Origin of the sequence: Sinobaca qinghaiensis, from assembly GCF_003610495.1 — a bacterium.
Lineage (GTDB): Bacteria > Bacillota > Bacilli > Bacillales > Marinococcaceae > Sinobaca > Sinobaca qinghaiensis.
The window spans coordinates 444074-456384 of record NZ_RAPK01000007.1; the positions used below are offsets into that span (position 1 = coordinate 444074).

Annotated in this window: 14 protein-coding genes; 6 read left to right on the top strand and 8 right to left on the bottom strand. The window is 40.6% G+C overall.

Translation table 11 applies throughout. The annotated features are described in order from the left end of the window. Positions 1 to 189: 189 nt before the first annotated feature. Together ATL39_RS06345 and ATL39_RS06350 are read left to right on the top strand one after the other, a co-directional pair. Positions 190 to 573, top strand: a complete 384-nt coding sequence (locus tag ATL39_RS06345; RefSeq protein WP_120192449.1) for a globin domain-containing protein — start codon at positions 190 to 192, stop codon at positions 571 to 573. Between the two features lie 22 nt (positions 574 to 595). Beyond that, positions 596 to 1549: a ClpXP adapter SpxH family protein gene (locus ATL39_RS06350; protein WP_120192450.1), complete on the top strand. Its 954-nt coding sequence runs from the start codon at positions 596 to 598 to the stop codon at positions 1547 to 1549. A 15-nt stretch (positions 1550 to 1564) separates the two neighbouring features. Here the strand turns inward: ATL39_RS06350 and pepF are convergent, their stop codons facing one another. From pepF to ATL39_RS06380, 7 genes are all read right to left on the bottom strand, one after another. Beyond that, positions 1565 to 3379: an oligoendopeptidase F gene (gene pepF, locus ATL39_RS06355; protein ID WP_120192451.1), complete on the bottom strand. Its 1815-nt coding sequence runs from the start codon at positions 3377 to 3379 to the stop codon at positions 1565 to 1567. Positions 3380 to 3454: 75 nt separating this feature from the next. Next, complete coding sequence (locus ATL39_RS06360) at positions 3455 to 4624, bottom strand: competence protein CoiA (RefSeq protein WP_170146853.1); 1170 nt, start codon at positions 4622 to 4624, stop codon at positions 3455 to 3457. 91 nt (positions 4625 to 4715) lie between these two features. Next, a complete protein-coding gene (mecA, locus tag ATL39_RS06365; RefSeq protein ID WP_120192453.1) occupies positions 4716 to 5387 on the bottom strand; it encodes an adaptor protein MecA in 672 nt (223 codons plus the stop codon). Between the two features lie 384 nt (positions 5388 to 5771). Continuing rightward, entirely contained in the window at positions 5772 to 6167 is a 396-nt protein-coding gene (gene spxA, locus ATL39_RS06370) for a transcriptional regulator SpxA (protein WP_120192454.1), read from the bottom strand. Positions 6168 to 6443: 276 nt separating this feature from the next. Then, positions 6444 to 6578: a hypothetical protein gene (locus ATL39_RS17615; RefSeq protein ID WP_281270883.1), complete on the bottom strand. Its 135-nt coding sequence runs from the start codon at positions 6576 to 6578 to the stop codon at positions 6444 to 6446. Between the two features lie 61 nt (positions 6579 to 6639). Further along, positions 6640 to 7212, bottom strand: a complete 573-nt coding sequence (locus ATL39_RS06375; RefSeq protein WP_120192455.1) for a GNAT family N-acetyltransferase — start codon at positions 7210 to 7212, stop codon at positions 6640 to 6642. Positions 7213 to 7350: 138 nt separating this feature from the next. Further along, entirely contained in the window at positions 7351 to 8559 is a 1209-nt protein-coding gene (locus tag ATL39_RS06380) for a putative glycoside hydrolase (protein ID WP_120192456.1), read from the bottom strand. 339 nt (positions 8560 to 8898) lie between these two features. Between ATL39_RS06380 and ATL39_RS06385 the strand changes: the two genes are divergently transcribed. Continuing rightward, positions 8899 to 9435, top strand: coding sequence for an HD domain-containing protein (locus tag ATL39_RS06385; protein ID WP_120192457.1), 537 nt, complete (start codon positions 8899 to 8901; stop codon positions 9433 to 9435). A 103-nt stretch (positions 9436 to 9538) separates the two neighbouring features. Here ATL39_RS06385 and ATL39_RS06390 read toward each other — a convergent pair whose 3' ends face one another. Then, on the bottom strand, positions 9539 to 9811 hold the full coding sequence (locus ATL39_RS06390; protein ID WP_120192458.1) for a YciI family protein: 273 nt from the start codon (positions 9809 to 9811) through the stop codon (positions 9539 to 9541). Between the two features lie 183 nt (positions 9812 to 9994). Between ATL39_RS06390 and ATL39_RS06395 the strand changes: the two genes are divergently transcribed. The 3 genes from ATL39_RS06395 to trpS all read left to right on the top strand — a co-directional run bounded on the left by ATL39_RS06395 (position 9995) and on the right by trpS (position 12302). After that, positions 9995 to 10987: a sodium:calcium antiporter gene (locus ATL39_RS06395; protein ID WP_120192459.1), complete on the top strand. Its 993-nt coding sequence runs from the start codon at positions 9995 to 9997 to the stop codon at positions 10985 to 10987. A 66-nt stretch (positions 10988 to 11053) separates the two neighbouring features. Beyond that, positions 11054 to 11242, top strand: a complete 189-nt coding sequence (locus ATL39_RS06400; protein WP_120192460.1) for a hypothetical protein — start codon at positions 11054 to 11056, stop codon at positions 11240 to 11242. A gap of 76 nt (positions 11243 to 11318) precedes the next feature. Further along, the gene (gene trpS / locus ATL39_RS06405) at positions 11319 to 12302 is read left to right on the top strand and encodes a tryptophan--tRNA ligase (RefSeq protein ID WP_120192461.1); all 984 of its coding nucleotides are present in this window, start codon (positions 11319 to 11321) and stop codon (positions 12300 to 12302) included. Positions 12303 to 12311: the final 9 nt, after the last annotated feature.

The window sequence follows — 12311 nt, forward strand, 5'->3', positions numbered from 1 at the left end:
AATTTATGCATGAATCCGTATATAATAAACATATGAAATCGTTATGCTTGCATAATTGGACGGCACCCGTTATCTTAATCAAGGGAATGATATGGGGCTACCCGCTCCAGAATTTATATGCAGAACTGATGTAAAAGGTACAAATGGAAATTAAATAATCATGCACCTATATAAAAAAGAGGGATAGATATGTCCGATAGCTTAACGCCATTCGAAGCGCTCGGCGGAGAAGATAAACTTAGTGAACTGGTAGATATATTTTATCGAAATGTATCGGAAGATCCCCTGCTTCATCCTATTTTTCCAGATCATTTAGGGGAAACGGCAAGGAAACAAAAACAGTTTTTAACCCAATTTTTGGGTGGACCTGCTTTATATACAGAAGAACACGGACATCCAATGCTTAGAGCCCGTCATATGCCTTTTGAAATTACCCCCGCACGTGCGGAGGCCTGGCTTTCCTGCATGGACAGGGCGATGGATGAAGCAGAGGTGGAGGATCCCGTGCGGGAGCATATTTTTACCCGACTCTCCTATACAGCAAAACACATGGTTAATACACCGGAAGAATAGCAAGAAAGGAGTCATAACTCCCATGACATACGACGAAAGCCTCTCATGTGACAGTACCCTTGGAATCTGCGGTATTTCTTCGGAGGAAGACACACTGTTATACAAACGGGAAAAAAAGAAAATTGAACTTTATATTTTTATCGATCCTTTATGTCCGGAATGCTGGGCATTTGAACCAACATTAAAAAAATTATTTCTGGAGTATGGCCAATACTTCTCCATTCGTTTTTTCGTAGCCGCACAGCTGGAAAGCTGGAACAAAAGAGAATACCAGCAGCCGAGAGTACAAAAATACCTGGCAGACTACTATGATAAAACAGCTAGTAAAACCGGAATGTCCTGCGATGGAGATATTTGGTTTGAAAATGCCCTGGCCTCCCCTTACATGCCTTCATTAGCTATTAAAGCTTCTGAAATGCAGGGAAAACAGCTTGCCACTTCTTTTTTCAGACGTATTCGTGAACTGCTTTTTTTATCGAAACAAAATATTACTGAAGAACACGTTCTACTGCAATGTGCCGAGGATGTAGGTCTTGATATAGAAGAATTCAAACGGGATATGGCTTCTCCATGCGCGGCTAAAGCGCTGCAGTGCGATGTTAAAACAACAAAAGAAATGGAGATAGACTATGCTCCTACTTTCGTTTTCTTTAATGACCGGGTCGAAGACGGCGGATTAAAAATTTCCGGGCTCTATCCATATCAGGTATATGTTGATATTTTGACAGAAATGCTTGGTGAGAGACCAGTACCATCCAACCACCTCTCATTGGAGAAATTCCTGCAGAAATATGAATTTGTAGCTACTAAAGAGGTCGCAGTCGTCTTTGACTGGACGGAAAAAGAAGCGGAAGCAGAGTTAAAAAAACTAGTACTTCAGCGAAAAATAGAGCACGTACCAGTAAAACACGGTTCCTTCTGGAAATATATGAGTACCGCTTCTGTTCACTCTAAAAAACCTTCTCCTGTTAAATAAGGAGAAGGTTTTTTGTTATTCGTTCAGCAGAGTTTCCATCTGATCCAGCGTTTCTTCGAATAAAAGCATGGCATCCTCCACTGGTTTGGGAGAAGTCATGTCGACACCGGCTTTTTTCAGTACATTTATTGGGTAATCCGAACTTCCTGACTTAAGAAACTCCAGGTAACGATCAACCGCCGGCTGTCCTTCCTGTAAAATTCCTCTCGTCAGTGCTGCAGCCGCACTATATCCGGTTGCATACTGATAGACATAAAAATTCATGTAAAAATGCGGAATTCTTGCCCATTCCAAACGTATATCTTCATCGAGCACTATATCTTCCCCGAAATACTTGCGGTTCAAATCAAAATACAGGTTTTCCAATGTATCTGGCGTGAGGGCTTCGCCGGAAGCAGCCTTTTCATGAATCAACTGCTCAAACTCGGCAAACATCGTCTGGCGAAATACAGTGCCGCGGAAGCCTTCAAGAAAATGGTTCAACAGGTAAAGCTTTTCTTTTTTATCTTTTGCTGTGTTGATCATGTGTTCATTCAGCAATGCTTCATTTACAGTTGATGCTACCTCTGCTACAAAAATAGTGTAATCACTGTAAAGATACGGCTGATGTTTTCTGCTGAAATAGCTGTGCATAGAATGCCCCAGCTCATGGGCCAGCGTAAATGTATCGTTCACATTATCCTGCCAGTTCATTAATATGAACGGCTTCGTTCCATATGCCCCGGAAGAGTAAGCACCGCTTCGTTTCCCTTTATTCTCATATACATCGATCCAGCGCTCATTAAAGCCGCCCGCAACTATTTCCTGATATTCTTTCCCTAGAGGGGCCACACCATCGAGCACAAGCTCTTTTGCCCGTTCATACGGTATTTTCATATCTGCGTCATCTACTAGGGGAGTATACAGGTCATAGTTGTGAATTTCATCATATCCGAGCACCTTTTTCCGAAGTTTCACATAGCGGTGAAGCAGGTGAAGATTTTTGTTTACCGTATCAACAAGCTGATCATATACAACTTCCGGAATGTTGTTTTTACTTAGTGCCGCCTGACGTGCAGAATCATATTTTCTAACGTTAGCCTGAAACAGGTTTTTCTTAACCTGGCCATTTAACGTGCTTGCGAGAGTATTTCTGTATTTCTTATACGTATTGTAGACGGCTTCAAAAGCATCTTTTCTGACTCTTCTATCAGAGCTTTCTAAAAAGCGTATAATGCGGCCGTGTGTTACCTGTACATCTTCTCCGTTTTCATCCTTAATGACAGGGAATTCTATATCGGCGTTATTGAGCATGCCGAATATATTACCCGGACTGCTTGTTACTTCTGCAGCCTGAGCCATAATAGATTCTTCTGCCTCTGTGAGAATATGAGGACGTTTATTATTTATTTCTTCCAAAGCTTGTTTGTATAAAGCCAAGCCTTCATGTTCTTCCATAAAGGACGCGAGAGTCTGCTCAGGAACAGCAAGAATTTCGGGCGTTACGAAAGCCATAGCCTGCCCCAATCTCGCTGCCAAACCGGATGCCCGGTCCTCCAGCCCCTGATAGTGGGAATTGCCCGTATCCTGGTCGTATTTCATATGAGCATAGGAAAACAAGCGTCCGAACCTCTCTGTTATACTGCTTTGTGTTTCCAGGCATTCATAAAGAGTATCCGCGCTTGTATGGAGCCTGCCCCGATATTCTTCAAGAGTACCAATATTGTCTTTCATCCAGGTGAATTCTTTTTCCCATTCTTCATCCGAAGAAAAAATATTTTCAAGATCCCATGTCCATTCCTTTTTTACCTCTTCTCTTTTCGGAAGAGATGCAGCTGTTTGATCTGCCATTTTGACACCTCCATTTAGTAACCACTATTTATTTTACCGAACCTGCTTTCTGATTGCCAATGTTGCCTCTTTTCGTTATCGCAGTTGAAAACTGTATTCCCTGTCTTTATTGTATCCATCCACAAGGGAAGGTGCCGCTTGTGGCAGTTTATTTATTAAAAACGTCCGGGACGGCTGATGGTAAGAAAGACAGTCAAAACGAACAAGAAGAAATAAATAGTTGAGAACAGCTGTCCTGAGCGGCTGTTTGATCTGCGGAAAGAAACGCACCCGGAAGGTTTTCCCGGTTATTTTCTGTTTCACCCAGCCGATCATGTCTTCGAGAGCAAAGCCGCCCCTGCTGTAGAAGACAGACGGTAAAAACTCCAGGAGTATGCAGCTTTGCCAAATATAAACAGGAGTAAGAAAATATTCATACCCAAAAACAGGCCAGCCTGCTTCTGCAGGAAAAAAAGCTACATCAGACTGTTTTTTCAGCATATGTTCTTTTAGGAAAGTGGCATCTTTTTTTCCTATCCAGGGCTGCGGTTTAAAACGCCATTGTTCTTTAAACTTCAGCCACCCGGCGGAATTGAGTTTTGTTTTCTCACCTGATTGAACTCCTTGAATTATGTTATTAATTGAAGAGTTCCAAATTGAAATATCGGTAAGATGCTGTTTTTTTAATTGATGTAATGAGGGGCTGAACATGCTTAAGGTCTCTGCATACGGATCCAGATAGACAAGAAAACGCGAACGCCGGTCAGGAGATTCCCGAAGAGCCGTCCATTCAAAAGCATGGATAGAGAGCTTTCCCGTTTCCCTGACGCGGATATTCTTTGTACAGAATATCCAAATCGGCCTGATTCCGCATGACAGGTAATCCTGGGTACGCTTTAGTATTTCCTTCTCCGTTATAGCAGCACATTGAAATTCCAGCGCATATTTTTGTTTATTTATTGTGACGAGCACATCTGCTTTTCTGTTGATCAGCGGGATAAACTTTTCCATTTCTGTTTCATAAGATTGATTGACCCATTGAAAAAGCAGCTTTTTCCCAGTCATGTGAAGATCTGATTCCGTTTTCCCGCCGGTCCGGCATTTAGAATCGGCCCGATGAGCAAAATGCCATTTTTTTCTTGTCCCTTTTTTTAATACTACCGGCTCTTTACAGACGTCGCACCGAAAACAACCTTTTAGTGCTTCGGCCGGATGGGGTTGAAGCAGAGAAATCGATTCTCCGGACTCATTTATTGCAATAAACAAATGCATGCCTCCTTTTTAAATAAAAAAAAGCTTCTCAAATCACTGTTTTCACAGTGTTTAAGAAGCGGTATGCCTATCTGCATTAGTTGTGTTAAGAAAAATTAGACTTAATAACGCTTAGTCCTTCTTCTCCCACAATTGTCTTTCCGTATTCTTTAATACGGAAAATAGAAACATCAGATTCCTGGCCGTACTCAAGAACATGGCTGACCATATCATCCTGCTGCTCTTCGGAATATTGATTGTCGAACATCAAATATAAATAGTACTTATTTTCGAAGAAATATATTTCATTTTGGACACCTTTAGCATCAAAAGCATGACTCAATGAAATGAGATCTTCAAAATCGGCAAAGGCAATAACAATTTCAAGCTCTTCAGAATCCTGGCCGCCGCTTGTATGACGGCTTTTCTGTGTTGATTTAAACTGATCATCGAGCATATCAACAATATTATCGTCTACCGGGATATCATCCGATTTATTTTGGGAAACCGGAATCTCCAGCTTCACGTTGCCGTCAGTAATCTGGCCGCGCGTTACTACGATTTCCATTCCCTGATCCAGCGCCTGAACCTGAATCCAGAGCGGCCCTTCAATTTCAAAATTCTCCTGGTCGTGGGCTTCATTGATCATTTCAAAAAATAACTCTTCTCCGCGCTCGCGGTTGTACCATACTTCATCCCGGTCAAATCCCCGGTCTTCAATGTCTTTGTAGGTAATAAAAAACTTTACTGTGGATTCATTAATTCTTTCGATTTCCACGATTTTCTCCCTCCTTATATAAGGTGGTGCTCGTTTCGTCTTCTCTCTAGATATATGAGAACTCAAGCATTCTTTCTGCAGATAAATACCAGTGCAGATATGGCTTGTATAATATGTGCTCATCCCAATGCAAGCACCCTTTCATTAAGGGGGGAGCGGAGCGTCACATGTGTTTATATATAGTAGTCCTATTAAATGTTTATTTTCAAGGATTATGCTCTATAAGTCAAGAAAAAGGCATGATCTATTTATAAATTTTTTCATTATTTTGAACAAATTTTCTCAATATATATTTAAACTGATAATCAATAAAAGTAATTGAGAAATATTGGTTAAAAAAAGATAAAGAAAAACTTTCACATAAAAAGCGAAAGTTTTTCTACATTAGTTTACCATTTTTTGAGCTTCCATTAGGTTGAACGTTCTAACTTTTCTTGGAAGAAAGCGGCGTATCTCGGCTTCATTGTATCCTACCTGCAGACGCTTTTCATCGAAAATAATTGGGCGTCTTAGTAATCCGGGATGTTCGCTTATTAAAGCAAAGAGTTTTTGCAGTGGAAGACTCTCCAGCTCTACATCAAGCTCTTGAAATACTTTAGAGCGTTTAGATACAATCTCATCTGTACCATCTTCTGTAAGCCGGACAATCTGCTTTACTTCATCAATACTAAGCGGAGAAGCAAAGATGTTTCTTTCTTCAAAAGGGATGTCATTTTCTTCAAGCCATGATTTTGCTTTTCTGCATGATGTGCAGCTTGGCGATGTGAGTAGGGTTACCATTCGAATGAACCTCTCCTTCCTTGTTTAACAAGGTAATTTATATGCTGGAACTATTGTTAAAATCATTCTGTTTACAACTATAATTATACAATAATTATTCTAATTTGAAAAGGTTAAATGTGAATATATGTTCCCTATTGCTGACGGTTATTTTCAGTCAATACTTTACAATACCTTTTTATTACATGTACAAAACCTATATACAGATCTTTTTTTATATTTAATTGATAATAAAAAATAGAGGCCTTCTTCAAGGCCTCTATTTTGTTCTCCCATTTAAGCAGACAGCTTTGCTGAAGCTGAACCACTTTTCGGAGACGGTGCTGCTTTCCAGTCTTTTAAATTTTTACGAAGGAGTTCCTTCAGCACTTCTCTCTTGCGCCTGCGCTTTTCTTTAATTTTGCCCTTCATTTCTCCCACCTCCTTAAGAGGTAATTGAATTTATAACCAGTATTCATAAGGATTAAATGGTTTAGGCTTTTTCTTTTTTAACAGGATCGTCATTTTTTGAGAAAGATAATACCTCGTCTACCGTCTGATAGGATTCGCCGTATAGTTGTTCGTCTTTATATGTGTGAATATGTTCATACGTATGCTTCATTTTTTCATATATTAACTCTTCACTGTCGTTTTCCGGGGACCAATAAAGAATTTCCAGAGTGTTTAGCTCTTTTGTGGACAACGACCTTCTGGTGTATCCAATGGATTCTGCATGTTCAAAACCAGCTCTTTTATAAAAGTTTAATCTTTTTTCCGTATCGGTATCTTCATAATCAAGAGGTTCTACTTCCAGAATAATAGGTTTTCCTTTTTCTTTTAAGGAGTCAAGCAGCTTTTTACCAAGGCCCTGACCGCGTGAGTTCTTTGATACAAACAGGTAATCAATAAACACAAAGTCCTCTGTCTCTACGTACATAATAACATAATCTGTACCCTCATCTTTATGGTAAATATCACTTTTTTCCTTTAAAAGCAGTTCCATATGTTCTTTTGACTTCATTTCTTCAATAGGAAAATATTGGCTCAATTTATCATACCAGTTCATGCGTCTCCCCCTCTGCTTAACTATATGTTACTTCTATTATACGTGTTTACTGCCGAATATGTAACCGGTCAAAATGATGCCTGTAATCAGCTGCCTGATAAAAACTAAAAACCGCCCTATAAAAAGGCGGTTTCTAATTTAATCATTTATTGGCGTATAGTCTGCGTTGGCGGAATAATTGTTCCCGGCGTCCCACAGCAGGTATTCATCGATTCCCTGTTCATTTAGTGCCCTGATCTGCTCTTCTACTTCATGATCTCCATAGCTGATATAATTCCCGGCTCCCAGGTAGCTGGCAGTAAAGTCCTGGATCCACGGGCGTGTTACCGGAGGGTTTTCCAAACCTCCGAGCACTTCATTTTCCAGCACCGCATACTCTTTTGTTAATTCGTAAGGATGCAGATCCGGCTTATCAATATCAAAGGAACCTGGGCCCCAGTGGCTGGGATAGATCATGGAAGAAATAACATCGACATTTTCAGAAATACCCGTAAAACTCTGGCCGATGCCCGGCTCTGTTCCAACTACGGCTGAATTTCCGAATATGTCAACGGAAACCTCCACATCATATTTCCCCTGAAGCTCTTCTCTGGCATATTCAACGAAACTATTTACCGCATTTACACGCTGTTCGGTATTTGTTCCTTCATCCCCGAAATCACCTCTCGAATATTCCAGAGCTTCATCGCGTGTCTCAAATCCTTCCGGGAAACGTACATAGTCAAACTGTATTTCTTTGAATCCCAATTTTGCAGCTTCTTCTGCAATTTTCACATTGTAATCCCAGACTTCTTTTTCATAAGGATTGACGAAAGCTTCACCACGGGAGTTCTTCCATACTTCTCCGTTTTCAGTAAAAGAAAGATCCGGCCTTGCTTCTGCAAGTTCTGTATCTTTAAACACAACCACTCTTGCTATCGGATAAACTTCATGTTCTTCCAGCTGCTTCATCATTGCTTCCGGATCTGCGATGGTATTTACTCCTATTTCAGGCAGGTCTGAATCTTCCGGCGGCATAAACGTAAGATTTCCAAAGTCATCCTTTATATCTATAACCATGGAGTTCAAATCTGTAGTTTCCAACAGATCATATAAGCCTGTCGATTTTTCTCCTACAATAGAATTAGCTGTTACATAAACTCCTCTCACCGCATCCGGGTATTCGAAATTATATCCCGTGTTATATAAAAATCGGGATGACCCTTCAAACTGCAGCTCCATATTTCCTAATTCTTTATGAGGGTGCGCGCCTGCCTGCTCCTCAGCCTGCACCGGCTGTATGGTCTGGAGCGCTGCAAGGCCTCCCAATACGAGGACTGTTCCTGCTTTAAATACTGTTCTTTTCATAATTGCCCCCAGTTATATGTATGTATCTTTCTAGGTAAAATTATACATATGATTTGCATAATTACCAAGTCATAATTGTAATTATTTTCTTGTTTTTCTTTCTTTATGACTAGTTTTTGTCCGGAATCTGCTTAATATATAAAAAGGCCAAATCTATTTTCAAAAAGAGTATTTATACTTGCTTTTATGCTTTATTTTATGATATATTTATTAAAATATCTTCATTTAGGAAGGTCTCCTGAATGGGGACTATTTTTATATCTGGCACTGCCTGTAAAATAATTATCATCTTATATAAAAGGTATACATTAAGCCAGTAAGATAAAAGGAGGAAAAAACATGAGAAAAGTGACGCTGATGCAGATTTATCAACACCCTATTACTCAGAAATACGTGAAGCGGTCCGGACTTGCTCATGCTATTTCTACTTCTTATCATGCATTCGAACTGGCAAAGCAATATCAGGTCGATCCAGACCTGGCTGTAAAAGCCGCTTTCCTGCATGATATGGGTCATTATGAATGGTATCGTGACGGAGAATGGGATTTTGATTCTTACAAAGCAAACGATATTCATGCTATTAAAGGCGCTGAAAGAGCGCATAAGCTTCTGGTCCGCCTCGGAGAGGATCCGGTCACAGCTAAAGAAATAGCATTGGCTGTCCTGCTTCATACAGATTCTTATCTGCCCGAGCAGACCGTTTATCGTAACAGCCTGCAGGAAGTAGTAGCTCTCGCCGATGAAAAAGACGAGGAGCCTAACGGAAACCATCACTACCGCCAGATCACTGACGAACTGGCCGCTAAGAAAATAGGCGACCTGGACCTGCGTATTGAAAAGTCCGTCAGTTCCGAATCTCTTCAAAACACCCGCTAGACAACAGGCATTCCGGTAAAGCGTATAAGCTTTTATCCGGAATTGTTCTACATAAATGCGCAAAAAAGCCCGCCTAACCAGGCGGGCTTTTTTAAACGATTCTCTATTTCCACTCGCTGGATGTCATAACCCATTCGCGGATCTCATAAGTTCTTGCGCCTTCTTTAACAAAAGGATCTTCTTTTACCAGTTTTTCTGTTTCTTCATAGCTGGCTGCTCTGTACATTACTAGACCGCCGCTTCCATCAGCAAATTTCCCATAAGCGGAAACGCTGCCGCTCTCATGGAGTTTCTCAAGAAATTCCAGGTGCTGGGGACGGTACTGCGCGCTTTTTTCTTCATCTTTCATTGGCAGAAACACAGCATATATTGACATATAACCACTCTCCTTTTTATTTTCCTCCTTTATTATACATGTCAGCCTCTTTAAAACAAAAAAGAATATTTTCTATTTTTTTGAGATAGGACGGTTTTGGTTTACTTTTTCCTGTCCTAAGGTAAACTTAAGAAGGTCAAATCTGCAGTTATATTTTATTTTGCCATTAAAAGGAGAGAACGTATGATTTACATTTTATTTCTTATCGCTGCTCTGGTTACCATTTTTGCTGCTGTTCAATTATCAACCTATGCTGATGTTATCAGTGAAAAATCAAAATGGGGAGGCATGATGGTCGGTACGATTCTTCTTGCCGGTGCCACTTCACTGCCTGAAGTTACAGCCAGTGTAACCGCCGTGTTAATTGACAGCCCGGACATAGCTGTAGGTAACGTGCTGGGAAGCAATTTATTTAACATTTTAATAATAGGATTTTTTGACCTTGTTTACCGCAAAGACAAAATATTCGCCAGTATGGCAAGATCCAATATTTATACGGCACTGCTTGGCGTCTTTTTAACAGGCATGGTTTTCTTCGCCTTAATTATCAGAACAGATATTTCCATACTCGGTATCGGCATTGATTCCATTATTATATTATTAACTTATGTTATTGGCATGATCGCTATTAATAAATTCACCGGCTCCAATGAAGTAGCCGCTCCAGCGCTGGAAGCGAAATCTCCTGTTAAAAAGAAAAGCATTCCATTGAAAAAAGCGCAGACCGGCTTTCTTATTGCTGCTGTTATTACGTTAATAGCAGGCTCCGCTTTGACTTTCAGCGGTGATGGTATTGCTACAAGAACCGGTATTGGTGCCAGTTTCGTCGGAAGTTTCTTAATAGCTGCTTCTACTTCCCTGCCGGAAGGAGTTTCTGTTTTTATAGCACTGAAACTGCGTAACTACAATCTGGCACTCGGTTCTATTTTAGGCAGTAATTTATTTAACATGATTTTGTTAACGGTAAGTGACATTTTCTATTTTAAAGGCCCTGTTATTGCCGCCTCCAGTCAAACAAATTTAATTACGTCTACGGCCATAGCTCTTTTATCATGTATTCTCGTTTACTCGATTATGCGGGCCAGAAAAAAAGTTATTCGCTACTATACCCTTCCATCGATCGCTATCGTCGTTATCTACTTTGTATCGTCTTACTTGATTTTTATTGCCAATTAAAAAAACCAAACGTAAGAGCAGAGGCCGGAGTGCCGCTGCTCTTCTATGTATAAAGGAGGGCAGACCATGTTTAAAATACAACTGCTCCTAATTGTATCAGCCATCTGTATTGTTATAAGTATTCTTTTTTCCTACAGCGGTTTATTTCCGGATGCAGATGCCATTCTTCCCTTTTTACTGCCTGCTTCCTTTCTTCTATGGTGTTTTTATACAGCCAAGAAGCATTCTAGTAAAAAAAATACAAGAAACGACTGATTTCGTTTACTCTGCCAGGTAGTTTCGATATGATATGAAAGGAAGCAGTTAAGCAAGCAGAAGGGATGAATCAATCATGGCAACCGTTTTTTCAGGCATTCAACCGAGCGGCACATTAACTCTCGGCAATTATATAGGCGCACTCCGTCACTTTCCGCCGCTGCAGGAGGAAAATGACTGTTATTTTTGTATTGTGGATCAGCATGCCATTACAGTACCTCAAAAGAAAAAAGAGCTCCGTCATAACATTAAAAGTCTGGCTGCTCTCTATCTGGCCTCCGGCATTGACCCGGAGAAGTCTGTTCTTTTTATTCAATCTGAAGTGCCCGCCCACTCCCAGCTTGCCTGGATGATGCAGGCTATATCCTATATTGGTGAACTTGAGCGCATGACACAGTTTAAAGATAAATCCACCGGAAAAGATGGTGTGTCTTCCGCTTTATTAACGTATCCGCCTTTAATGGCTGCCGATATTTTATTATATGGAACAGATATCGTTCCCGTGGGTGAAGACCAAAAGCAGCACCTTGAGCTGACGAGAAACTTAGCCGAACGATTTAATAATAAATACAATAATATCTTCACCATACCTGAAGTACAAATTGAAGAAAATGGCGCACGCATTATGTCTCTGCAGCAGCCGGAAAAAAAGATGAGCAAGTCCGATGCCAACCAGAAAAGCTTTATTTCCATGCTGGATGAACCTGCCGTCATTCGAAAAAAATTCAAAAGTGCCGTAACGGATTCGGAAAATGAAGTGTATTACGATCAGTTAAACAAACCCGGCGTATCCAATCTATTAACAATTTTCTCTGAATGCACAGGCCGCACGGTTGATGACATTGTTTCCGAATACAGACATGCAGGTTACGGTGCATTTAAAGAAGCGGCAGGAGAAGCAGTTGTTTCCGTTCTGGAGCCGATTCAAGGCCGGTACCATGACTTGATGGCCTCATCGGAACTGGACAGTATTCTCGATAACGGAGCAGAAAGAGCAAATACACGTGCTGTTAAAATGCTGACGAAAGCAGAACGGGCGATGGGACTCGGACGAAAATAAAAAAGACAA